This window comes from Alteromonas sp. G5_S2_22_S1, from assembly GCF_054968525.1.
Genome location: NZ_JBQKUJ010000016.1, coordinates 68,933 through 92,374, shown reverse-complemented (window position 1 = coordinate 92,374; position 23,442 = coordinate 68,933). Strand labels below are relative to the sequence as shown.

At 44.1% G+C, this 23,442-nt stretch carries 20 protein-coding genes and 5 tRNA genes; 7 read left to right on the top strand and 18 right to left on the bottom strand.

Annotated elements, in window-relative coordinates:
* Window positions 1-4 precede the first annotated feature (4 nt).
* The 12 genes from ACTRWF_RS15805 to ACTRWF_RS15750 all read right to left on the bottom strand — a co-directional run bounded on the left by ACTRWF_RS15805 (window position 5) and on the right by ACTRWF_RS15750 (window position 11,369).
* Window positions 5-1,207, bottom strand: a complete 1,203-nt coding sequence (locus tag ACTRWF_RS15805; protein ID WP_462835829.1) for a phage integrase central domain-containing protein — start codon at window positions 1,205-1,207, stop codon at window positions 5-7.
* 163 nt (window positions 1,208-1,370) lie between these two features.
* A tRNA-Leu gene (locus ACTRWF_RS15800) sits at window positions 1,371-1,457 on the bottom strand.
* Window positions 1,458-1,516: 59 nt separating this feature from the next.
* Window positions 1,517-1,590 (bottom strand) — tRNA-Cys (locus ACTRWF_RS15795).
* A 41-nt stretch (window positions 1,591-1,631) separates the two neighbouring features.
* A tRNA-Gly gene (locus ACTRWF_RS15790) sits at window positions 1,632-1,707 on the bottom strand.
* A 169-nt stretch (window positions 1,708-1,876) separates the two neighbouring features.
* Window positions 1,877-2,449 (bottom strand): CDP-diacylglycerol--glycerol-3-phosphate 3-phosphatidyltransferase, encoded by a 573-nt coding sequence (pgsA, locus tag ACTRWF_RS15785; RefSeq protein ID WP_015067300.1) that lies wholly within the window; start codon window positions 2,447-2,449, stop codon window positions 1,877-1,879.
* Window positions 2,450-2,571: 122 nt separating this feature from the next.
* The gene (gene uvrC, locus ACTRWF_RS15780) at window positions 2,572-4,389 is read right to left on the bottom strand and encodes an excinuclease ABC subunit UvrC (protein ID WP_462835828.1); all 1,818 of its coding nucleotides are present in this window, start codon (window positions 4,387-4,389) and stop codon (window positions 2,572-2,574) included.
* A gap of 31 nt (window positions 4,390-4,420) precedes the next feature.
* The gene (uvrY, locus tag ACTRWF_RS15775; protein WP_015067302.1) at window positions 4,421-5,065 is read right to left on the bottom strand and encodes a UvrY/SirA/GacA family response regulator transcription factor; all 645 of its coding nucleotides are present in this window, start codon (window positions 5,063-5,065) and stop codon (window positions 4,421-4,423) included.
* Between the two features lie 418 nt (window positions 5,066-5,483).
* The gene (locus tag ACTRWF_RS15770; protein ID WP_462835827.1) at window positions 5,484-7,034 is read right to left on the bottom strand and encodes an aminotransferase class I/II-fold pyridoxal phosphate-dependent enzyme; all 1,551 of its coding nucleotides are present in this window, start codon (window positions 7,032-7,034) and stop codon (window positions 5,484-5,486) included.
* Window positions 7,035-7,153: 119 nt separating this feature from the next.
* Window positions 7,154-9,265, bottom strand: a complete 2,112-nt coding sequence (gene ovoA, locus ACTRWF_RS15765; protein WP_015067304.1) for a 5-histidylcysteine sulfoxide synthase — start codon at window positions 9,263-9,265, stop codon at window positions 7,154-7,156.
* A 541-nt stretch (window positions 9,266-9,806) separates the two neighbouring features.
* A tRNA-Ser gene (locus ACTRWF_RS15760) sits at window positions 9,807-9,898 on the bottom strand.
* A 143-nt stretch (window positions 9,899-10,041) separates the two neighbouring features.
* On the bottom strand, window positions 10,042-10,902 hold the full coding sequence (locus ACTRWF_RS15755) for a DODA-type extradiol aromatic ring-opening family dioxygenase (protein WP_462835826.1): 861 nt from the start codon (window positions 10,900-10,902) through the stop codon (window positions 10,042-10,044).
* A gap of 11 nt (window positions 10,903-10,913) precedes the next feature.
* Entirely contained in the window at window positions 10,914-11,369 is a 456-nt protein-coding gene (locus tag ACTRWF_RS15750) for a DoxX family membrane protein (protein WP_462835825.1), read from the bottom strand.
* 192 nt (window positions 11,370-11,561) lie between these two features.
* Between ACTRWF_RS15750 and ACTRWF_RS15745 the strand changes: the two genes are divergently transcribed.
* Window positions 11,562-12,467, top strand: coding sequence for a LysR family transcriptional regulator (locus ACTRWF_RS15745; protein WP_020743687.1), 906 nt, complete (start codon window positions 11,562-11,564; stop codon window positions 12,465-12,467).
* Window positions 12,468-12,515: 48 nt separating this feature from the next.
* On the opposite strand, the gene ACTRWF_RS15740 is transcribed toward ACTRWF_RS15745, so the two are convergent.
* Together ACTRWF_RS15740 and ACTRWF_RS15735 are read right to left on the bottom strand one after the other, a co-directional pair.
* Entirely contained in the window at window positions 12,516-13,982 is a 1,467-nt protein-coding gene (locus tag ACTRWF_RS15740) for a DUF3360 family protein (RefSeq protein ID WP_015067307.1), read from the bottom strand.
* A gap of 142 nt (window positions 13,983-14,124) precedes the next feature.
* Window positions 14,125-14,216: transfer RNA gene (locus tag ACTRWF_RS15735), tRNA-Ser, on the bottom strand.
* A gap of 239 nt (window positions 14,217-14,455) precedes the next feature.
* Here ACTRWF_RS15735 and ACTRWF_RS15730 point away from each other — a divergent pair.
* From ACTRWF_RS15730 to ACTRWF_RS15705, 6 genes are all read left to right on the top strand, one after another.
* Window positions 14,456-15,121, top strand: a complete 666-nt coding sequence (locus ACTRWF_RS15730; RefSeq protein WP_015067308.1) for a Bax inhibitor-1/YccA family protein — start codon at window positions 14,456-14,458, stop codon at window positions 15,119-15,121.
* A 55-nt stretch (window positions 15,122-15,176) separates the two neighbouring features.
* Complete coding sequence (gene tusD / locus ACTRWF_RS15725) at window positions 15,177-15,566, top strand: sulfurtransferase complex subunit TusD (RefSeq protein WP_015067309.1); 390 nt, start codon at window positions 15,177-15,179, stop codon at window positions 15,564-15,566.
* Window positions 15,566-15,934, top strand: a complete 369-nt coding sequence (locus ACTRWF_RS15720; protein WP_015067310.1) for a DsrE family protein — start codon at window positions 15,566-15,568, stop codon at window positions 15,932-15,934. Before tusD ends, ACTRWF_RS15720 begins: the two co-directional genes overlap by 1 nt.
* Window positions 15,934-16,278, top strand: a complete 345-nt coding sequence (locus ACTRWF_RS15715) for a hypothetical protein (RefSeq protein WP_015067311.1) — start codon at window positions 15,934-15,936, stop codon at window positions 16,276-16,278. Before ACTRWF_RS15720 ends, ACTRWF_RS15715 begins: the two co-directional genes overlap by 1 nt.
* Window positions 16,275-16,622, top strand: coding sequence for a TusE/DsrC/DsvC family sulfur relay protein (locus ACTRWF_RS15710; RefSeq protein ID WP_015067312.1), 348 nt, complete (start codon window positions 16,275-16,277; stop codon window positions 16,620-16,622). Before ACTRWF_RS15715 ends, ACTRWF_RS15710 begins: the two co-directional genes overlap by 4 nt.
* Window positions 16,623-16,986: 364 nt before the next feature.
* Entirely contained in the window at window positions 16,987-17,424 is a 438-nt protein-coding gene (locus ACTRWF_RS15705; RefSeq protein ID WP_020743689.1) for a host attachment protein, read from the top strand.
* Between the two features lie 76 nt (window positions 17,425-17,500).
* Here ACTRWF_RS15705 and ACTRWF_RS15700 read toward each other — a convergent pair whose 3' ends face one another.
* From ACTRWF_RS15700 to crcB, 4 genes are all read right to left on the bottom strand, one after another.
* A complete protein-coding gene (locus tag ACTRWF_RS15700; protein WP_020743690.1) occupies window positions 17,501-18,214 on the bottom strand; it encodes an SOS response-associated peptidase family protein in 714 nt (237 codons plus the stop codon).
* A gap of 110 nt (window positions 18,215-18,324) precedes the next feature.
* Window positions 18,325-21,231, bottom strand: coding sequence for a TonB-dependent receptor plug domain-containing protein (locus ACTRWF_RS15695; RefSeq protein WP_015067315.1), 2,907 nt, complete (start codon window positions 21,229-21,231; stop codon window positions 18,325-18,327).
* Window positions 21,232-21,730: 499 nt separating this feature from the next.
* On the bottom strand, window positions 21,731-23,023 hold the full coding sequence (serS, locus tag ACTRWF_RS15690; RefSeq protein ID WP_012518600.1) for a serine--tRNA ligase: 1,293 nt from the start codon (window positions 23,021-23,023) through the stop codon (window positions 21,731-21,733).
* 10 nt (window positions 23,024-23,033) lie between these two features.
* The gene (gene crcB, locus ACTRWF_RS15685) at window positions 23,034-23,417 is read right to left on the bottom strand and encodes a fluoride efflux transporter CrcB (RefSeq protein WP_012518601.1); all 384 of its coding nucleotides are present in this window, start codon (window positions 23,415-23,417) and stop codon (window positions 23,034-23,036) included.
* Window positions 23,418-23,442 lie beyond the last annotated feature (25 nt).

Genomic DNA, 23,442 nt, shown 5'->3' with positions numbered 1-23,442 from the left:
TCGATCAAAGATTGTTTCTGAAAACATAATCAGCCCACCACTGCATCATGTCTTTGCGCTCATCCAAATACCTTGCATGGTGAGTATACGCAGCCCTAACACCATTTCTTTCCATATGGGAAAGCTGTCGTTCAATCGCATCAGGGTTAAACCCTTGTTCGTTGAGGATGGACGATGCAGTTGCTCTAAATCCATGTGGGTTGGCTTTTGCTTTACCAGGTTTTGTTCCGTCGTAACCAAGCTTAAATATTGCTCTGCGCATTGTGTTATCGGACATTGGATCATTTCTATCACGTTCAGACGGAAATAGAAGCTGATATTGTTGAGTAATAGGCTTTATCAACTCAATGACTTGTAGCGCTTGTTTGGAGAGTGGAACAATATGTTCGCTCCTCATTTTCATACGCTCTGCAGGAATACGCCAAATATTGTCATCAAAATTAAACTCTTCCCACCTTGCACCACGAAGCTCGCCTGGGCGAACAAATGTCAGCACCAGCAACTGAATAGCATACTTGGTTAGCAGTCTGCCCTTTTCTTCATAAGTGGACAAAGCTCTAACAAACGCAGGTAACTGCTCTCTTGGTAGTGAAGCCCGGTGCTCAACCTTACGAGACTTCAGTACATCACTCAATTCACTCGCTGGGTTAAAGTTAATCCGTTCAGTCTGAACAGCGTAGCGGCATACGCGTCCGATATCTTGGAGTACACGCTGTGCAACGTCTAACGCCCCGCGTTTTTCAATGTCCCTTACCGTTTCGATTACATCTCGTGGGCGTATGGTAGATATGGGGCGCTTACCTAATGAGGCAAACGAATTGTCTTTTAAGCGAAGCCAAACGCGTCTCGCGTGATTCTCTGTCCATCCTCCGCTTTGTTGTTCCCACCACTCCCTGGCAACGTTCATGAACAAATCTTCGTTTAAGCGTTGCTCCTCTCTTACCTTTTCACGTTTTTCTGCAGCTGGATCGACACCGGATTTAATAGTTAGTCTGGCTTGCATCGTCAACTCACGAGCTTTAGAAAGTGGGGTCTCAGGATAGGAGCCCAACGCCAACGTTTTTTGCTTACCCGCAAACCGGTATTTTAAACGCCAGAATTTGTTACCATTGGATTTAACCAATAAGCGTAACCCATCTTTGTCAGATACCCACTGATCTTTGTCAGCCGGCTTGATGGCTTTTATAGCACGGTCTGTGAGTGGCATATGGTGCTACCAAGTAGAATTGAACCCAGATAGCACCAACAGTAGCACCACTTATGCGTAGATTTCAATAGACAAGGTAAGACAACCGAATACATCAAATACCCTGAAAGGCTTGTTTTTACTGGGCTGAAAAGACTGCAAAAGACGATGTAAGACTAAGAAATGGTGCCCGGGGCCGGACTTGAACCGGCACGCTGTTACCAGCGAGGGATTTTAAATCCCTTGTGTCTACCAATTTCACCACCCGGGCATCGGGTTGCTTTTCAGCAAAGGTGTCAGGCGTAGAACCTGATGCTGCGTTGCAGCGTATGGAGGCGGAACCCGGAGTCGAACCGAGATAGACGGATTTGCAATCCGCTGCATAGCCATTCTGCCATTCCGCCAGATGCGTCTGGCGCGTGATTAAAACCTCTCTCTAAGAGATTGGAGCGGGAAACGAGATTCGAACTCGCGACCCCGACCTTGGCAAGGTCGTGCTCTACCAACTGAGCTATTCCCGCACGTCTTAATCGACCATTTCGTTTGGTTGATGTCCTCTCGAAATGTGGGGTGCATTCTACCTACCCATTCAAAACTGTCAACACAAAAAAGTGTTTAAATTGAGATAAATGCGGTTTTTTATGATCGTTTGCTATTTTTTTATTCACTTTGATTAAACCGCGATCAATTTTACTTTATTGCACTTCCTCGAAGGTGTGGCCACGCTGCTTTTGTATAAACAAACATTGACCAAATTGACAGCACTGCAGAGAGATATAAAAGAATATAACCTAGAGAAACCCAATAAATTGGAAAGCCCATAAAGGTTTCAAGGCCCGATAAGAGCCCAATTAAGGCTAACATTTGAGCCGTTGTTTTTGCTTTTCCAATAAAAGACACTTTAACTGCATCTCTTACACCATTCGATCCCATCCACTCTCGTAGCGCAGACACGTAAATTTCACGCACTAAAAGCGCAATAGACGGTATCGTTATCCAAAGTGTCGCATAACTATGCGTGATCATAAGTAGCGCAGCACCAACAATAAGCTTATCGGCTACTGGATCTAAAAACGCACCAAAGGGGGTAGATTGCTCAAGCTTTCTAGCGAGATAGCCATCGAACCAGTCAGTGATGGCGGCTAACCAAAAGATAAATGCGCCGGCTTCATGCGCCCACTTCCAATCAAGAAAATATACAACGACAAAAACAGGAATAAGGATTACTCGAAATAAAGTAATACAGTTTGGAACAGTCCACATAAAAAGTACGTCTCAGTGTTATGCCTCTATGGGCGTTTAGCGCTATAGCTTGAAAGTTCTATGCCTTTCATTTGTGTAACACATTACCTTAATTTGCAATGCATTGCTTGTCACTCCGTCAATTATTGATGGAGGTGGTCGTAAATTGTATCGGCCAGTTCCTGGCTGATACCGGGTACACTTGCAATTTCATCCTTACTGGCTTTTTTTAGACCCTGAAGGCCACCCATAAACTTAAGCAAGGTTTGTCTTCGTTTAGCGCCTATACCCGGAATGCTTTCTAAGCTCGACGTTGTTTTCACCTTTTGTCGACGGTTACGGTGCCCTGTTATGGCAAAGCGGTGAGATTCGTCGCGAATGTGTTGAACAAGGTGAAGCCCGGGCGAATGACTGTCCATTGGCAGCACTTCATGACTTCCCGCTAAAATTAGGGTTTCTAAGCCGGGTTTACGCGTGGTGCCTTTAGCTACACCCAACAGCATGGGCTTTTTGTCGTGTGGCCATTCTTCAAAAAACGCTTCGGCTTGTGCCAGTTGCCCTTTACCACCATCAATAAGAAGAAGGTCAGGGATTTTTTGCACCTCTTTTACCGATTTATACCGACGTTTCAGAGCCTGGGCCATCGCAGCATAATCATCGCCTGGGGTTATCCCTTCTATATTGTAACGTCGATAGTCGCTTTTAAGGGGGCCTTCGCGATTAAACACCACGCAAGAAGCAACCGTTTGTTGCCCAGAGGTGTGCGATATATCAAAACACTCCATACGCTGAATAGGCGTATCGACTTCTAGCGCGCCTTCTAGGTCAAGGTATCGGGCAAATACAGACTTTTGCTGACTATACTGTGCATCTAACGCAGCTTGTGCATTTGATTGCGCAAGCTGTAGATATTTACGCTTCTCTTCCCTCGCCCCTTTAAAGAAATGGACCTTGTGACCAGCCTCACTGGCTAACACTTTGGCAATCGCCTCTTCATCGTTTAATGAATTGCTTAGCACTATTTGCTTGGGTATGACCTTGTTTCCTGCAAGGTAGAACTGAAGAAAGAAAGACTCAAAAATTTCTTGTTCATCGGCGATATTCGGCACTTTAGGAAAATAAGCTTTACTGCCTAACAGTTGCCCTTCTCGAATAAACATAACCTGGATACAGGCCATATTGCCTTTAAGCGCAAAACCAAACACATCCATTTCGTCTTGAGTACCGGCAACCCATTGTCGCTCTTGTACTTTTCTTAGCGCATTTATTTGGTCTCGATAGCGGGCCGCGGCTTCAAAGTTTAACGCTTCGCTAGCCTTCTCCATCTTCTCCACCAGCTCGCCAATCACTTGTTGATTTTTGCCTTTTAGAAACAAGCGGGCAAAGTTAACCTGTTCTTTATATTCTTCGTCGCTGACGTACCCTTCAACGCAAGGGGCACTGCAGCGCTGCATTTGATATTGAAGACAAGGCCGACTGCGCGCGCGATAATAGCTATCTTCGCACTGACGAACAGGAAATATACGCTGCATAGAGCGTAAACTTTCGCGTACCGACCATGCGCTTGGATATGGGCCAAAATACTCCCCTTTTTTCTTTTGAGGGCCACGGTGAAATGACAGCCGTGGATGTTCGTGGTCAGATAAAAAGATAAAAGGGTATGATTTGTCGTCACGCATAACCACGTTGTAACGCGGTTTGTATTTCTTAATGAAATTATTTTCCAGTAAGAACGCTTCGGTCTCACTGTTTACCACCGTGACATCCATGTCCGCTATCTGACTGACGAGCGAACGGGTTTTGGCATTATCCAAATGGGTACGGAAATAACTGGATACACGCTTTTTTAGGTTTTTCGCTTTTCCTACATAAATAACCTCACCCTGGCTATTGTACATGCGGTACACGCCTGGTTGAGAGGTTAAATTTTTAAGAAATGCTGCTGAATCGAATGCAGACATAATCACCTTGACGTTGTGCGTCTAGCGACGCTTAAAAGGTGTTAGGATTGATGAGTTTATGACGATAGGCTAAATGCGTTAACTCTACGTCAGAATTCACGCCTAACTTTTGAAACATTCTATAACGATAGGTGTTAACCGTTTTAGAGTTAATACTAAGCTCGCGAGCGATATCAGGCACTTTGTGCCCTTCTGTTAATCGCATTGCTATGGTAAGTTCTCTACTCGATAAATCGTCAAATGGATTATCTGAACTGGGCAACAACTTGCCAATAGCAATACTATTGGCCACTTCGCTATCAAGGTATTTCTGCCCTGCCGCCACTTTACGAATGGCAAGAATTACCTCTTTGGGTTCAGCATCTTTGGAGAGAAACCCATACGCGCCCGCGTCCATCACTTGCATAGGAATTGGGCTTTCTTTGTGCATAGAAACACAAATCACCCGAGTGTTTTCCGACATACGAACAATTCTTTTCGTTGCCTCTAACCCGCCTATCCCGGGCATATTCACGTCCATGAGTACCACATCTGGGGCATTTTTACGGCACTTCTGTACCGCGTCTTCACCGTTTTTCGCTTCTGCGAGAATCGTGAAGTCTTCCACATCTTCCAGTATCCGGCGTATCCCTGTTCTGACCAAGTCGTGGTCGTCTGCTAGGATTATTTTTATCACTCTAGTATCTCACTGACTTCATTTTTACTTTCGACGGGATTTAAACCCGGCAACTTTTATAACTGCGCATCTTAAACAGCTTTAAATCTTAACCAAGTCATCATACCACGAGATAAGCATACGTGAAGTGAAGTTACACATTTTGAAATAAATTATTGATCTAGATTACTTTTAGCCAGTTAAATTGGTAAATCAAACCAGAGTCTACCAACCCTCTTTCATTTGCCAGCCTGAAATAAATCATTACGTTCTCTTCGCATAACACTATTAGTAAGCCATAGCGCTAAAAGCTCAATACATCTTCTAGAAACTAGGGCTTACGCTCTTAACCTTATCTTAATTCCATTTATTCGAAATAAAATGTCATAAAATTGAGTTTTTCTTTCTAATAAAAAGAATAAAGGCGGAGAAATGAGCGTTACTTAAACTGAGGAATAAAGCATAGGCGCAATAATGCTTCCTCAATTAATGCTGGATGGCAGGCAATATTGAGCCGAATGTGATCTGGTGCACCGAAAGGCGCACCGTCATTACCAATTACGCCTCGTTCAATACAGTCTTCAACGGTTCTAGCGGGAGAGTAATACAATGGAAGCGAACGCTTGATTGACGCGGGCTTGTCGTTTGAGGTTTGAGGGTATTGGCCCCGTGTATGGTTATTGGTGACGGTTTCATAAGAATCCATAGACGACGATAACGAAGAGTGAGAACACGTTGCGTTAAAGGTTTTTAGATCTAACCACAGAAAATAACCCGCACGTCCCATCGTAAATTTAACCGAAATACCGTAGTGTTGAAAAAAGCGTTTAACCAGCTTTCTATTAAAACTTAGCGCCTCCTTTACCTCGTCCAACCAAGTGCTACCTTCACTGTAGGCAGCAATTAGTGCAATTTTGCCTAGATTGCTGGCATTAAGGTGCTTAGCACTAATGGCTTCTGCAAACGTTTCTCTGGTTTGTTTATCTTTTATCACCGCATAAGAAGCACCCGGAATACTGGCTAAGTTAAATGCCTTTGAAACGCTGTTCAAATGAATCGCCCTCGGTAAAACAGAGGGCTTTTTATATTTTTCCGTTTGAGAGTCGAGCTTATTGACCTCGCCTTGATTGTCTAGGCCAAACATTGAAATAATCGTAGGCTCATCTGCCGAGTTAAAGGCAAATTCACTGTGCACTTCGTCTGTTATCAACAAAATGTTGTGCTGCAAGCAAAACTCAAAAACCGCTTGCTGCTCAACGCGCGATAATACAGTGCCAGTTGGATTATTAGGATGGCATATAACAAAGGCTGTCGCAGACTTATCAAGCGAAGATAAATCAATACTGCTTCTCGCGGCGCGTTCAGTATTATCGCCGCTACAACCTTGAGCATGTGAATCATCTTTGACTAAGCTTTGACATCGACTAACGTCATCAAGGTCTGCCTTGGGTGATGACAGAGATTCTGTACATCGAATATAAACAGGCTTTAAGCCATTGCGCTTGATGGATGATGTCAGTGGCTCGTAGGTAGGCGTCAGTACCATTACCTTATCACCTGACTGGCAAAACGTGCGAAGGGCCACATCGACAGCACTAATCACGCTCGCCACATCCACTATGTCTATGTTTTCAACTTTGTAATTATAATTAGGGGACCTGCTGCGTTCATACCAAGTTGCAACCGCATCACCAATATCACAGGACTGATAACCATAGGTACTGCGTAAATTATTGCTAACGGCACTGATTATATAAGCACAAGGTGGAATATCCATATCGGCAATCCACATTGCGATAGGACTTAGTTCAGAAAACGTAGTTTGTGTATGATGACTTGAGGGAATGTTGAACCGGCGTAGTATGGCAGAATACTTTAATCGCGTTTTGTCACGTCTCAGATGAGATGGTGAATGCCATACATCCTTGTAAGGCATAAATTCATGTTGTAACGACGAAAACAAAGAAAGTTGTTTTAACTCCAGGTCCACGCTTTCACTGCCCTTCTCGGTTGTATCTAGTGAGGTTGTGAGTAAATAAGCTGAGCCAATCCCGTTTTATTCGTTCCTTGTCTCAGCCTTTCACGACACATTTCAATTTTTTTGCTGTATTAGTCTAGCTTTTCAAACACATTAAACTCAGATAACGTGTGCTGATATTTACGTTTAGTCTCGCGAATAACAAACGGAATCTCAGTAGGCTCTCCTACGCGTTTGAATCCATTACCCAATGCGTCTTCTAATGCTTGGGTTGAACTTAAGGTCTCACCGTTCTCATCTTTATAGCCGCCTAGCCATTCGCTTCGTTCGGTGTACTCTTCAAGCCAAGTGAAAGGGCTAGCTACAATCAGCAAACCACCCTTGTTGAGGCGCATGGCCATGTCGCTTAACACTTTTCTAGGGCTGTATACTCTATCAATTAGATTGCCCATAAAAATAAGATCGTACCCAGTAAACTGAGGCTTTAAGTTACACGCATCGCCTTGAGCAAATGTAACCTTATCCTTAGTCTGATCAAGACCTAAGGCCGAGAGTTTGCGCGCTTTGAAAGACGTTAACTCGCCTTCTTCAATTAAATGGTAGCGAATTTCGCCGCGCTCTTGCATATCAAACGCCGTTTTAATGAAACGTGCAGAGAAATCGATACCATCTACATGATCAAAATGCGTAGCCAGTTCAAAGGTAGAGCGGCCTACCGCACAACCTAAGTCCAAAGCCTTAGTATGCTTACGCCCCTGCATTGCATTAATACAGAACTGAGCGCTTGCCTTTGCAAAGTTAGAAACGCCGTAGTATTCGTCGCCGTAGTGGAATTCGCTGTACTGCGATATTTGTGTATCGCTCTCATAGTCAAAGTCGTTCACTGCTATTACTCGCTTTCCTTGTACATATCTAAAACCGGCATGCTGAAAGAAATGGCGTCTAAATGCATAGCGACTATCTTTCAATGCCTCGTTACCAGTAGAAACCCAGCTACCGCCTTTGATGAGGTTATGTTTATTGTCGTACGTAGGTGTAGTAAAGTCATCATACAGGGGGTGAACTTTAAAGCCATCGAACGGGTAAATAGGCGTTTCAGTCCATTGCCAAACGTTACCGACTACATCAAAAAAAAACCCTGTCTGGTTTACGTTAACAGGTTCGCTAGACGCATACTTTTGCAGCGCTATATTAAATTCGCTGCCATAAACCGCTTGATTAACCCCAGCATACTGGCGTAGCGCTAACCATTCATTTTCGGTAGGTAAGCGAATAAGCTCACCAGTTTGCTCACTTTTATAATTACAAAAGGCTTTTGCCTCGTGGTAATTAACATCTACCGGCCAGTCTAGTGGAAGTGGATGTTCTTCAACCATACTTCGATACTTATACCCATCACCCTGTTTAATCCAAAACACTGGGTGCTGGGCTTGGGTGTACTCACGCCACTTATTGCCTTCACCTTCCCAGTACTTTGCGTTTTCATACCCACCTGCTTTGACGAAAGTTAGGAACTCACCGTTACTTACAAGGAATTGTGACGCACTAAATTCACTTACTGACTCCTGTTGAAGGCCGTATTCATTGTCCCAGCCATAGTATTCACTATCCCAAGGTTTATCATTCACAACGTGTTGTGCAGAGACGGGAACAAGAGTATTACTTTCTAATTCCTCTACTTTTGTTTTGAAATCGTTACACACAGGCCAATCAGAATGGGAGCGCACCGAGGTAATGGGTAACTGTCTTATTAGTACAGAAGAGGTTTCTAAGTGGATCCGTTCATGTTCTATACCCATAATTACGGGCCACATAGGGCTTTCCCAATCAATAGGCATACTGAACGACATAGTATCAATGAGATCGCAAACTAAGGTGCGTACTTGATTACGATATTGACGCACCTCTCCAACTTGTGGCCAATCGTAATTTTCATCGTTTAAGTCATCCCAACTCATTTCGTCCACACCTATGGCGAACAAAGACTCGAACTTGGGGTTTATCCGCTCATTAATGGCCTTTGACAACACAAGTTTGTTGATGAAAAACGTTGCAGTATGGCCGAAATAAAAAATCAGAGGGTGACGAAGTTTTTCAGGGCGTTGATAGAATACCTCGTCGCTTTTAAGACAGGAAAAAAGTGACTCATAGGTATTAAAAGAATCGAGGAAATAATTTTTTATTTCCTCTCTTTTTTGCTCGACTGATCCTTCCCTAAGATTTAGCGTGGGCAAAGCCTGCATAATGTCCTCTCATATTATTTTTATGTACTACCAACTGCACAATAATAGTATTGCATTAAAAGAAGCAGGAATACCCCAATAAAGCAGCGTTAATTCAGTTGATTGTTACTCTATTTATTTGTAGCAGCTTTTTGTGAACAAAGCGCGACACATAGAGATTTTTTGTGGAATGTTCTCTCATCACAAAATAGAGACCACTTGAGATCATAAAAAATTTCAGCGTACACCTCGCCTAACCCAATTGACGCAGTGTCCAGTCGATTTATCTTGAAGCAAAATAAAACGCAACGGGGGGAGCTTAACTTCACTTTTTAGAGGCTTAATTGAATCCATAAAAAAACCCGCAACATGTGCGGGTTTTTCGTATTTGGCGGAGAGTGAGGGATGTGCTCGGGTACGTCCTGTACCCGACCCTTCGGGCGCCTGCGGCGGCACCAATCGTTCCCGACGATTGGTCGAACAACGGGGGCTCTCACCCTCACTCTACAGAAGTTTTATTTGACCCATAAAAAAACCCGCAACATGTGCGGGTTTTCGTATTTGGCGGAGAGTGAGGGATTCGAACCCCCGGTGGGTTTGACCCCACGTCTGATTTCAAGTCAGGTGCATTAAACCGGGCTCTGCCAACTCTCCTGAAGTGCTGCGTATCTTAATGATTTAACCGAAGGTGTAAAGCACTTATTTTCGTAACACGGTTCAACCGAACAATTGATAAGCAATGTGTTTAAAATTTAATTCACTGTCGTCAATTTTTCGCCTGAGTAATGCCATATGCCTTACCCTTTCCACAAAAACATACTCGCTGGCTTGGTTAACAATGTAAGTGAAAATGCGTTATCTACCGCTTTGTTATTTGCCCCATAACAAACATGTAGTGGCAATAAATGCTCTTCTTTGGGGTGAGCATACTGTGCCTCAGGCCCGGTAAACCATTCAACAAGCCTGAGTTTACGTTCAACTTCACTATATGCGCTGGAGCGCATCGTGGTCTGTAACCAATTGTTGAAACGCGTAGCCTTATGCAATGCCTCTTCAGAGCTATCGAAAAAGCCGTGCATATTGTGAAACGACGAACCAGAACCCAATATCAGAACATGTTCGAAAGCGCCGATGTTATCAATAATCTCTTTTAGCGCTTTGCCTAAAGAAATGTGAAATTGTGCATCGCGCCTTTTGTTTGAGCCAGTAACTAAAGAGACTTGTACGCAAGGAATATCGGCCGCGGGGTACATTATACTAAGTGGAATGAACATGCCGTGGTCAAAACCGCGTGTATGCTCGGCTTTCGCGGTTATTCCCCTTGTGTTCAAACCGTTAACTATATTATTTGCAAATTCAGCATTACCTTTTGCCGGATATTTAAGTGAATAAGCCTGCTCCGGAAAGCCATAATAATCGTAAATTAAATCTGGCTTGGCGCTGGCTGTTACTTTAACCACAGCTTCTTCCCAATGTGCACTTATAACAATGATCACATCGGGCTTTGCTATCTCCTGAGATAACGTTATAAGGGTCTCAATCATTTCCGCGTGATAGCGAGTTTGCATTTCCCCCTCTTGCGACTGTATCTCTAGCAGTGGAAGTGGGCCTCCACCATGAGAGATATACGCCGTTGAAATTCGGGTAGGCCCAGTCATTATTGTGGTCCTTATGCTTTAGAAAAATACGTTTTACTAATTAATGAGTCGACAGAGAATTTTCCGCCCCCTTGAACAACTAGTGCAACGGTTACGGCAAGTAGTGAAAGCGCAAACTCATAGCCATTGTTGCTCAAAAACAAACCGTTTGAAGCGTGCACGCTGAAAATAGCCACTACCATAGTAAAAGCACTGACTAATGCAGCAGGTCGTGTGAGAAAACCAATTAGAAGCGCTAATCCCCCGAAGAACTCTGCGCTACCCGCTAAAAGCGCCATTAAAAAGCCCGGTGCTAACCCAATACTCTCCATCCACTGCCCTGTTCCTTCCAGACCGTAACCCCCAAACCATGCAAATAGTTTCTGCGCACCGTGCGCCGCTAAAATAATGCCCACAGGTACCCGCAATACAAGGCTTGCCACACTATTGGTTGATGTAAAAATGGTTTTTAACAGCGTATTGTTCATTGTCGTTTCCTCTCTTGTGTTTACGTTAATGATGTTGCGGTACCTCAGTTTCAAAACAGACGTGATTAGTGCTAAACACGCCAACTTCAACTGCGCTTACCGTTACCGCATAGAATAGTTACCAACAGTCGTTGAATAAAGAATGAAAATATTGAATTATTACCAACACTGCATTGGCAATAGAGAAGAAAAGTGGATAGATTGACCCTGTTAAAAACGTTTGTGGTAGTCGCAAATGAAGGCAGCTTTACTAAAGCCGCGGTACGCTTAGATACATCGAACCAGCTTGTAAGCAAATATGTTGCACAGCTTGAAAAGCACTTAGATACTAGGCTGTTTAATAGAACAACCCGAAAAATTCATCTTACAGAGGCGGGGCGTCAGTGTTTGCAACACGCAAACCATATTCTTGAAAGCATTAATGATATGGAAAGCCAGCTAGGCCTTTTTAACACGCAGGCCAAAGGTACTTTACATGTCAGTGCCCCCGTATCCTTTTCTACTTTACATTTAGCAGGGGCAATAGGCGCTTTTCAACACGCTCACCCACATGTATCGATTAACTTGCAGCTTAACGACCGTAAGATTGATGTGATTGACGAAGGGTTTGACGTTGCAATACGCGCCGGTCATCTTGCCAGCTCTAGCTTAGTGGCTAAAAAGATCACCGCTATTAATTTAGCGCTATGCGTGTCACCCGCATACCTTAATAAGTATGGTCGTCCCTTACACCCAAGCGACTTAAAGCCCGAGCACTATTTAGAATACTCGTATGTAAATTATGACAATAATCAGTCAGAACTTATTGCTGCGTTAAAAGCTAACGCCCAAAAGTCGCCTCCAAAGCTCACCGCAAATAATGGAGAGGTGCTGACAAATGTGGCTAAGCAAGGTGAAGGCTATGTGCTTCAACCTACCTTTATAGTTGGCGAAGCTTTAAAAAAAGGAGAGCTAGTTTCTATACTTGATGAGTATATTCCTCAGTCTATCGCTCTGTATGCGGTATACCCACACCGAAAATTAATATCAAATAAGCTGCGGGTTTTTATCGACTTTCTTTGCAACTACTTTGAAGACACTCCTTTTTGGGATAGGTAAGCGCGGCGTATATCAACGCCACGCTCCACAGATTTTTAATAGAACGTCTTAAAGCCTAAACGTCTCCATAATGGCAGGTACCCCCGGGAACATACCAATAAGCGCCATAACGGTGCACAACACCAAGAAAGTGATACCTGGAATAATCCAGCGCCCCGCTTTTCCAAGATCACCGGCCCTATCTTTACAACCGACCAAACCTAAGTTATCTAACAACATAGTGAATGACCACCCAAATACTGGGTTTACCAATACCGAAGAGATAACCACTAAAGCGGCTGACTGGGTTGTTTTACCCTCGCGGGTCATCTGCATGCCTGCCTCCATTAATGGCAAAAACACACCCACAATTAATGCAACGCACAATACCGGTGGCCAAACAGCCAAGTCCATAGGGTAGCCCCAAAGTGCCGCAACAACACACAACAGCCCGGTAACTAATGCGCCACCAGGAATGGGTCTACGTGCGATGGATGCTGGAATAATATAGGTCCCCCACGACGATGAAATATTCCCCCCGCCAAGTAAGCTACCGACGGCCTGACGGCTAGACGCCGCGATCATGGTGTCATCGATGTTCATATGTGCTCGTTCACTTTTCTTAGGGTAACTAAGCTTTTGGAAAACTTGATGCCCTAAAAAGTCTGGCGACCACATAGATACTGCCAACACCGCAAATGGAAGGACGGCGATAAAGTGAGACCAATCCGGCAGCCCCAGTTGCCATCCCGTATTTTCGCCCCACCAATATGCAGGGTTTAAATTTGGCATGCCAGGCGATGTACTAAACTCGAAGGGTGCACCAAAAGCAAACGCAATCACCGCTGCCATCACTGCACCTAAAGGAATTGCCAGCCAACGCTTTTGAATGTGCTCTAACCATGCATACATTAAAATTGTTGCGATAATTACCACAAAAGCCAAATACGCCATATCGAAGCTTTCAGCCCAGGCGAAGAGTTTTTTCACCTGCCCCGTTATGCCGATGAAGCCTAAATACAGTAATAACCCACCACATACACCGTTACTCGTGAGCTTGGCCAGAATACTACCGCCTTTTGTAATACCAAGAATAAATCCGAACAGACCGATGAGGAGCCCCAGCGCCATAGGGTGACCGCCTGAAGCGACGATGAGCGGTACTAGGGGTAAAAGCGGCCCGTGTGTGCCAGCCAGATTAGCCGAAGGGTTGAGAAAGCCAGAAATAAGCACCACAAATAAAACCGCAGCGATAAGAAGCTCAAAGCGCACATTTTCAATAACAAATTCTGGAGATAACCCCAGAGGCGCAGCAAACGCGCCTACTACAGCGGCCACCATAACAATTTTACCTATAGTGGCTGCCATGCCGGGAACAAAATCTTCCCACTCAACGCGATAGTCTTTACCCGGCAAATTTAAACGCCAACGTTTTGGGGAAATGATCTGTAATTCGTGATTTAAATAGTCTTCTCGAGACGAGAATTCACTGCTTGATTTGTGAAGTTTTTGATAAGAGGAGCTTTCTTGTGACACATAACACCTTTAGATTGCGCGAAGAAAACGCAAGCCTAAACATGTGAATGGAATGTAACAATGCGACTGTGGTCTTATACGAAAGTCTAAATTTACAAAGAGGCATAAAAAAACCCGCAACAATGTGCGGGCTTTTCGTATTTGGCGGAGAGTGAGGGATTCGAACCCCCGGTGGGTTTGACCCCACGTCTGATTTCAAGTCAGGTGCATTAAACCGGGCTCTGCCAACTCTCCTGAAGTGCTGCGTATCTTAATGATATTTTAATGACTGTAAAGCGAAAAATGAAAAAAATTGTTTAAGTGCTGAGATTTCAATCAAATAGCGTGTTTCGCCCGTATAAAAGATGTTTTTGTATTCACCTGACACCATTTTCATCTGAAACTACTTGAAAATGGGAACTAAAACCCATACAACATACACTAAATAATTGTGTACCATTTTGGTCATATCATAAGTCCTGTTGGAGGAAACAATGGATCAACGTTCGATGTATTCAAGTGCATCTCAACCATCGGTATTGCAGACGAACAAGGTTCTACGCAACACCTATATGCTGCTTGCGATGACACTAGCGTTTAGTGCGGTTTGTGCTGGTATAGCAATGGCAGTAGGCATTTCTCCTATGATGTCTCTTGTTATGACTATCGGCGCTTTTATTACCCTATTTGTAGTTCAGAAAAAGGCTGATTCAGCGTCTGGCATCTACTGGGTGTTTGCATTCACCGGTTTGATGGGGGCGTCACTTGGTTACACCTTGCAATATTACCTTGCATTTGGTGGCCCAGGCTTAATTATGGAAGCGCTAGGTGCAACAGCCCTTGTGTTCTTCGCCCTATCTGGCTACGCCCTAACCACTAAGAAAGACTTCTCGTTTATGGGCGGCTTCTTGGTTGTAGGTTTAGTTGTAGTGCTTGTTGCGGCAATTGCGAACATCTTCTTCGCGGTTCCAGCGGTAAGCTTAGCAATTAGTGCAGCGATTGTGTTTATAATGTCAGGTTTCATCTTGTTTGATACAAGCCGTATCATTCACGGTGGTGAAACAAACTACATTCGCGCTACAGTTTCGCTATACTTAAACATATACAACTTATTCACCTCTATTCTTCACCTTCTAGGTGCGTTTGGCGGCGACGATTAATTTGGCGTTTAAGGTTTGAGAACAAACACCCCTTAACTGGGGTGTTTTTATTTATATGGCAGAATATTCAATACTTATTACTTCATCACCGTTTGAAGGCGACACGGCTCTGCGCGCCCTCGCCTTCATACAAGGCGTGATAGATAACGGCGACGTAGTTAACAACGTCTTCTTTTACAGCGAAGGTGTACACCATTGTAACAGTTTGATGTTGAAAACCGGGGATGAACTGTTTGCTTATGACGGCTGGAAGGCCCTTGCTGCCGATCATAACGTAAATCTTATGGTGTGCATCACAGCCGCCGTCAAGCGCGGTATTGTCAGTGAAATGGAAGCGAAAGAAAACGGCATAGCACAGGCAAATTTAACTACTCCCTTTGAGCAAGCTGGCTTAGGCGAGTTTTTTACTGCCCTTCACGAGTGCAATAGGCTGGTGCAATTCTGATGGCAAAGTTACTTATTAGGTTTACACAAAGCCCATTTTCCAATGCGAAAAGCCAAGACGGGTTAGATTTTGCGCTAGCTGCAACAAACTATGGGCACGAGGTAAAAGTGCTCTTTGAAAATCAAGGTGTACTGCAGCTGGTTAAAGCCACGTCTACAAAAGGGCTGAAAAATCACACCAAACGTTTAGCCAGTATGCCATTTTTCGATATCGAAGAATGCTTTGTGTGTAAAGCGAGTGCAGATACCTACGACATAGACCAGGTTCTTGCTAATACAAGTTTAATTGACGAGCTAGATTGTAAGTGGATAACCTCAGAAGAAAAAGTTGCGCTTATACAAAGCGTTGACCATGTGGTGACATTCTAATGCTGATTACTATTACAACGCCAAATTTGAGCAGCGCTGATGAACAGCTGCTAATAGCAACCTTAAAGCAAGCCCCTTATGCTTGTGTTGTATTCGTTGGTGATGGTGTTTACGCCCCAGCGTTAAACACTGCGTTTTTTGAACAACTCGCCAATACGGTAAAAGACACGGTAACAGATACGGTTAAAGGCGCGGTAAAAATCAAATCAACACCTAACTTGTCGTTTGTCAGTACGGATGCGGCTACTAGGGGCGCAAATCTGCCTGAATTTATTAATCCAATTTCCTACAAGGAACTCGCTGCCATATCAGCAAAAAATAAGCACTGGATACCCCTTTTATGACACAAGAAACCTATAGCTTTAATTATAAAGGGAACGAGATCCCTACAGACAAAGCCGGGTATTTACTCGACTATACCCTTTGGGAAGAAGGTATGGTTGACTTACTGGCGCAAGAAGAGAACATTGAACTAACCGAAGCCCACTGGGAAGTGGTGCGTTTCGTGCGCGCATTTTATGAAGAATACGAAACCAGCCCAGCGATTCGTGCCTTGGTGAAAGCTATGGCCAATAAGTTTGGACCGGAAAAAGGCAATAGCCGCTACCTGCAGCGACTTTTTAAAAAAGGCCCGGCTAAGCAAGCCACCAAACTGGCTGGGTTACCTAAACCTGCGAAATGCTTGTAAAGGCGATTACGCATTATATTTAAAGCGCTAGCGCCCCTCTGCTGGCGTTTTTTCTTTCGCACATTCCATAAAATTACTTTCTCCTCTCATCACAGTATCGATTGTTGCATATCAACATGGGTTAAACCCACCTACTAGCCTTCTACTAAAGGTACTCGTTAAATTGCTGCTCGGGTTGAAACCTGATTCAAGGTAGCTATTAGAAGTGCCACCCTATTGTCAATTGTTTTAGCCTTGGTGTTGAAATTGCAACTACCTTCTTACATTAGCGTTTTATCTTGGGTTTTAGGCACATTTTTCATACTTGCCTTTTGCCGAACACCATAAACGTGAATGTTTTACATAAATGGACATAGGAGGCTGTATGACAGTTCAGAAACACTACGTAATTGTGGCCAACCACGACAACGCCACAGCTTACACCTATACCAACCACGGAAGCGCACTTGTTGAAGTAAAGAAATGGCACAATGAGTTTAGCGGAGAAAGCGATCAAGATATTTATACGGATAAACCCGGTAGACAATCGGCTCCCGCTTCGCAAGTGCCAGGTGTCGATAGCATGAATCGAAAAGATGCCGCTGAACTTGAAGATGAACGATTTGCCAGTGACATTGCTGACTGGCTAGATGGCGAGCGTAAACGAGGTGCGCTAGGCTCTATAGATATTATTAGTGGGCCAGGATTTCTAGGAAAACTAAGAAACGGAATGTCATCTCAATGTTCAGAAGTCGTCGACAAAGAAGTGAAAAAGAATGTTTTAGGTGCGGATGAGGAAACCTTGCTTTCCTACCTTAAATAAAACGTTCTTTGGTACACCTATGATTACAGGCGGCGGTCGTTAATGCCGCCTTAATTTTATTCGCTTGTCAGTCAAGTTAGAGGTTTTCGTCAGCCTTTAACATATTAGCTTCAGCGATTGCCTCAGCACTTTTAAACGTTTTTACTCGCGTGACTTCAAGGTCGGTATAAATACGAGGGTTATTCAAAATATACTCTACCTCATTATTTAATGAGCCTTGTGTGTCAGCGGTTAGCCACGCATTAATAGCGTGACTATCATGAGGAAGAAAGCAAGGGATGGATTTCTCGTGATATTGGCTAAAGCCCTCAATTGGTGGGCGTGTCACTACCGCACAGGAAAACAGCCCATTGCTAAATCGCCGGTACACCGCGCCAATAAGTAATGCTCCACTAGAGGGCTTCATTAAATAATGCGCTTTTCCTTTTCCAAGTGGGTTTGACTCCCCTACCGCTGTTGCCACTACTACTGCTCGTCGCTCTCTAATAAACTTGCCCCAATAAGGGCTATCTAAGTTACGGGCGTTAAATGTTGTTCTGTTGCCAATCTCTAACGTGTCGCCAACGGGCTTGGCATCAAACCACCATGTAGCATCTATGGTGCTATCACCAGACACAATTAAATTAGTGATTTGTCGTTCAGGCGCTTTTCCAAATGCAGGATAAAAGTTAATGACATTGCTTGTAGAAGATTCGTTGACAAAAAGCGGAATGGTTTGTGTGAGTCCCACTTCTTCAAGTAGCGCTATAACATCTGGTGAGTCAGTAATACGTTGAATAAATCCGCACATAAAGAACGCTAGCGAGAGTCTGAATTGACTCTAAAGTACAGAAATATTGAGGGAAGTAAAAGAAAAAGAGCCATCACATAAAAGTGATGGCTCATAGTTTTTAGCAGTATTTATTCGAAGCGAACAGTAATTCCTGCATTCAATCTACGACCTAGTAGATCATATAGTGGATTGAACGTGTAGCCAGGTGGTACTTTATTGAACGCGTTTCTTAAGCCCACATATACATCAACATTTTCGTTGTATGTGTATTCAATGCTAAAGTCATGCGTCCAAATACTTCCAACAAATGCTGGAGATACGTCTTCAGGCGAATCAGCACCGGGTGAAACGTCAAATAACGCAGAGCGGTCTATAAAACGGCTCGTATAGTTGAAGTTCCACTCATCAAGACGATAGTCAACAATTGTTCTTAATTGATATTCAGGATCGCCTACCTCACCCACTTCTACGTTAATCTCATCTGGACGGTCTTGGAACGCATACTCTTCAAGTTCGTTTACTTTGTTACCTTGAAGGTTTAAACGTAGCTCCCCAGGTAGTCCTAAATCACCAAGTTCAGTAGTATAGCGAACCTGAAACTCAACGCCCGACGTTTTAAGTGCCGAAGCATTGATAAAGCCTGAACGTACAACTTCCACGTCGTTGTTTTCGTCACGGTCAATCTGCGAGCAGAATCCTGCGTCAGGGCCACCCGTCGCATCAACACAGTTATCTAGGATATCCTGTGCACCAACTTCTGTGATCGCATCTTCAATTTCAATGTCATAGAAATCAAGTGTTACGGAGAAGTTTTCTAAGAACTCTGGCGTCCAAACTACACCAACCGTTTTTGATTCACTACTTTCAGAGAATAGATCAGGATTACCGCCTGATACCGTTTCGATACTTACGTTATCATTTGCTTCAAAGCCAGCAGGAATACCGAGAGCTAGACAGTTCGCCGCGCGATCTGGATCATCATTAATGTTATCGGCATCACACGGGTCGTTGATATTTGCGAAACCTGGTGATTGAGGAGAAAATGCCTCGTCCACGTTAGGCGCACGAACAGCTTCACCTACCGTACCGCGAATACGTACATCTTCAATTGGCGCCCACATAAAGCCTACTTGCCATGCATCTGCACTACCCGCGTGTGAATAGTCTGCTGTACGATATGCCGCATCAAGTGACAGCTCTTTTGCCAGCATAACGTCACTAAGAAGAGGTAAGCGAAGCTCAACGAAAAACTCACTTACATCATATCCACCGAAGGAATTTGGTGTAGCAGCGTTAGTAAATACGCCTTGTTGCGTTAATTCATCGGTAGTTGTTTCAACTTCTTCTTCACGATATTCATAGCCCAAAGCGATACCCAGCGGGCCACCAGGAAGTTCAAACCATTCAGCAGAATCAAATGCCAGTGTTCCACCAATCATTTCTTGAGTGATTTCATCTTCGCGCTGCACATCACCAGCGATGAAGTCTGCAGAAGCTGCGCTTGCTTGACCGAAACCAAATGGATTAAACGGTGCACAGTTTTCTGGGTTTACTAACGCTGGGTCCTCGTAGTCATCACCCTGAAGTTCTGGAACCTGGCTACGACACGCTGCTTGACCAGTTTCAGGGTCAATTACAGAATCAAGCGCCGCTAGGAAGTTTGTAGGAATTAAGTCGTTTAATGTACGACGCACGTTCGACACTTCGCCTCGCGTGTAATAAACGTCGTAGTCGAACTCGGTGTCGCTTAGTGAGAAATACCCTTCAAAGCCACCGATGAAGCGGAAGAGTTCACGGTCGTTAGACGCTGTTCGATTACCAATGTCAGTAAAGAAGCGTGACATTTCTACCACAGATTGGCCGCCATCAAGAAGACGTGAGCGCGTAGAATCATCTAAGAATGCATTGTCTTCGACATCTACAAAAACACCGCCAAAACGGAAAGAAGGCTGGAATTGCTGCTCAATCTTCTTATCTACGTGTTTAACATCACCATAAAATCGTACGTTGTCGGTAATGTCATAGCGGAACGTACTTGCTAACGTAACTGTTTCTTGGTCAGGGATGTAGTTAACATAGTCTTCACCGAAGAAGACTGTGTCATAACGCTGGTCAAAACTACCAAACGCAAAGCTATTCGTTTCTAGACGAGATACTTGGTCCATAGGTGTGCCGTCTGGCATAAACGTAATTCTAGGGCCACCACCAAATGGGTTGATAACGCCGAACTGGTTAATCATCTCTGAACCAACAAACGGAACACGCAGTCTATCTGCGATTCCATCGTTTTCACCTGTATCTGCAGGGTTTACAATCGTCCCCCACGCGGCAGCCTGTTGAAGATCAGGCTCCATAACTTGGTTTATGTTGTTCTTTTCTGCAAAGAAGGTGATGTTACCTCTGCCGTCGTCAGTCGTGTGACCGTATAGGGCACTAAAGTTGTTAGTTCTGTTACCAACACCTTCGAGATCGGTAGTACCATCAAACCTAAACTCTAGGCCTTCATAGTCATCTCTTAGGATAACGTTAATAACACCCGATACCGCATCAGAACCATAAATAGCCGATGCGCCACCAGTAATAACTTCAATCCGTTCGATCATAGCGGCGGGGATTGAGCCTGTATCTACCGCGTTTGAAAATGGTGAGCCCGCTACGTGGCGTTTGCCGTTAACAAGCGTTAGCGTTCGGTTTTCGCCAAGAGAGCGTAAATCTGGCGAACTCAGTCCAGCATTGGCATTACTATTGTTGTTACCAATTAGGGTTGAGCCTGCAGCAATTGCAGGAAGTTCAGCAAGAATACTACCTAAGTCGGGAGTACCGAAGCGCTTTATTTCTTCTGCACTTACTGAAACGATTGGTGCTGGCGTTGAAAGCTCTGCACGTTTAATGCGTGACCCAGTTACTTTAATTTTTTCGACGGCTTCTTCATCTGGTGCATTTTCTTGTGCCATTGCTGGATAGGCAAGTGATCCTACAAGACCAATCAACGCCGCATTTCGCAACGCATTGGTAATAAGGTTTTTTTTAAACATGTGTGTTCCCTGGAATTTTGTTGAGGAAACGGAAATTCCAAGATGGACATTTTCCTTATCCCCAAACGCAATTGTTGATTCATTAATCAATGTTTTTAAGGCGCGTATGAAATTTGATATTTCATTTTTGTTACGCGGCAAGTAACATTATCCAATTGGATTAGATATGTAAAGAAATGTCAGTAGTGACATTAGTGCATGAAAAATATGAGAATTTTGCTAAAAAACAAACCGTATTTACAATTTGAAACAACTTTCCTTAATTTAAATATCTTTTATAAGCTTTTGAATATATAGGATATATTTTGCTTATTAGTTGTTTTGGCAGAATTCTTAAGACTCTATTGACGAATAGTATTAAATATTATACGGGTTAGGGAGGTAAGATGACCGACACCTTTCTTAGGTGCCGGTAATACGTTTGATATCATCTGCTTGGCTGTTTGGACGTCTACAGATTACAAGTGGGGGCTAATGAACGCTTCGTCAATCAAGCGCTCTACGCCTTAATCACTTCCTGACCAGCCATGTAAGGCACAAGCGCTTTAGGTACAGTAACACTACCGTCTGCCTGTTGGTTATTCTCTAAAATAGCAACAAGTGTACGCCCTACTGCCAAACCAGAACCGTTCAGTGTGTGTAGCAGTTCAGGTTTATTGGTTTCAGGGTTGCGGAACCTTGCCTGCATACGTCGCGCTTGGAAATCCAGCATGTTTGAGCATGAAGAGATTTCGCGGTAAGTATTCTGTGCAGGTAGCCATACTTCAAGATCATAGGTTTTACATGCACCAAAGCCCATGTCACCCGTACATAGCAACACTTTGCGGTAAGGTAGCTCTAGCTTTTGCAGAATAACTTCCGCATGGCCAGTAAGCGCTTCTAGCGCGTCGAAGCTATCTTCTGGCTTAACTAGCTGTACTAGTTCTACCTTGTCGAATTGATGCTGACGAATGAGACCACGGGTGTCACGACCGTACGAACCCGCTTCTGAGCGGAAGCACGGTGTGTGTGCCGTCATTTTCACAGGCAGCGTTTTAGCATCTAAAATTTCATCACGGGCGATGTTTGTTAGCGGTACTTCCGCCGTTGGAATTAGACTTAGCCCCTGCCCCTCTTCCGTTGCTGGCTTAGTGTGGAATAGATCCTCACCAAACTTAGGCAACTGACCTGTACCGTATAGGCTGTCGGCATTGACAAGATAAGGCACGTACATTTCCTGATAGCCATGCTCTTGAGTATGGGTATCTAGCATGAACTGAGCAAGCGCACGGTTTAAACGAGCAATATCGCCACGCATTACCACAAAGCGGCTGCCTGTTAGCTTACTCGCGGTCGCGAAATCTAGGCCGTTGTTTAAGCCTTCAGCAACGTCTACGTGATCTTTTACTTCAAAATCAAACGTACGCGGCTCACCCCAACGGGAAATTTCAACGTTGTCGTCTTCGTCTTTCCCTTCTGGTACCGACTCATGCGGCAAATTAGGAATGCCTTGCGTAAGGGTATTAATTTCTTCTAACAGTTCGCTAAGCTCTGCTTTAGCGGCATCAAGCTCGTCGCCAAGTTTACCCACTTCAGCTAAAAGCGGCGCAATATCTTCACCCTGCGCTTTTGCCTTACCAATGGATTTACTTCGTACATTACGCTCGTTTTGCAGATCCTGTGTTCTGGACTGAAGTGTTTTTCTTTTTTCTTCAAGCGAACTGAAAGCTGCTACGTCGAGGTTAAAACCACGGGCAGCTAATCGCTTAGCTGTTTGTTCTATATCGCTTCGCAAACACTTTGGATCTAACATGTGTTTCTAATTATCCTTTCATTAATTCAATGGCCAGCCACCCAGCTAGCAAGCAGGCGCCAACGTTAAGAAATACATTCGCTGCCGCTTTAAGCCACAGCTCGTTTTCTAATAAAGTTAAGGTTTCAACGGAAAATGTTGAGAATGTGGTAAAGGCCCCTAAAAGCCCAACGCCGATAAGTGCACGGTATGGAGAGTCGCTCAAGTCATAGCGTTCAATAACACCGTAAAGTAACGCAAGTGCAAACGACCCCACCACATTCACCGTTAGTGTACCAAACGGCATGTGTTTTCCAAATAAGGAATCAACACTTGTAGTAACAAAATAACGTAAACATGCGCCGGTCGCCCCGCCAGCGGCAATAAAACAGTACAAAGCTAACCCTTGAGGCACGAATAACTCCCTAGCGCATTTTTTT

Bases quoted from the DNA above. Each gene is read 5' to 3' on its own strand.
- ACTRWF_RS15805 (WP_462835829.1), bottom strand. From the start codon at position 1,207: ATGCCACTCACAGACCGTGCTATAAAAGCCATCAAGCCGGCTGACAAA.
- pgsA (WP_015067300.1), bottom strand. From the start codon at position 2,449: ATGTGGACTGTTCCAAACTGTATTACTTTATTTCGAGTAATCCTTATT.
- uvrC (WP_462835828.1), bottom strand. From the start codon at position 4,389: ATGTCTGCATTCGATTCAGCAGCATTTCTTAAAAATTTAACCTCTCAA.
- ovoA (WP_015067304.1), bottom strand. From the start codon at position 9,265: ATGCAGGCTTTGCCCACGCTAAATCTTAGGGAAGGATCAGTCGAGCAA.
- ACTRWF_RS15755 (WP_462835826.1), bottom strand. From the start codon at position 10,902: ATGACTGGGCCTACCCGAATTTCAACGGCGTATATCTCTCATGGTGGA.
- ACTRWF_RS15750 (WP_462835825.1), bottom strand. From the start codon at position 11,369: ATGAACAATACGCTGTTAAAAACCATTTTTACATCAACCAATAGTGTG.
- ACTRWF_RS15730 (WP_015067308.1), top strand. From the start codon at position 14,456: ATGGATCAACGTTCGATGTATTCAAGTGCATCTCAACCATCGGTATTG.
- tusD (WP_015067309.1), top strand. From the start codon at position 15,177: ATGGCAGAATATTCAATACTTATTACTTCATCACCGTTTGAAGGCGAC.
- ACTRWF_RS15720 (WP_015067310.1), top strand. From the start codon at position 15,566: ATGGCAAAGTTACTTATTAGGTTTACACAAAGCCCATTTTCCAATGCG.
- ACTRWF_RS15715 (WP_015067311.1), top strand. From the start codon at position 15,934: ATGCTGATTACTATTACAACGCCAAATTTGAGCAGCGCTGATGAACAG.
- ACTRWF_RS15710 (WP_015067312.1), top strand. From the start codon at position 16,275: ATGACACAAGAAACCTATAGCTTTAATTATAAAGGGAACGAGATCCCT.
- ACTRWF_RS15705 (WP_020743689.1), top strand. From the start codon at position 16,987: ATGACAGTTCAGAAACACTACGTAATTGTGGCCAACCACGACAACGCC.
- ACTRWF_RS15700 (WP_020743690.1), bottom strand. From the start codon at position 18,214: ATGTGCGGATTTATTCAACGTATTACTGACTCACCAGATGTTATAGCG.
- ACTRWF_RS15695 (WP_015067315.1), bottom strand. From the start codon at position 21,231: ATGTTTAAAAAAAACCTTATTACCAATGCGTTGCGAAATGCGGCGTTG.
- serS (WP_012518600.1), bottom strand. From the start codon at position 23,023: ATGTTAGATCCAAAGTGTTTGCGAAGCGATATAGAACAAACAGCTAAG.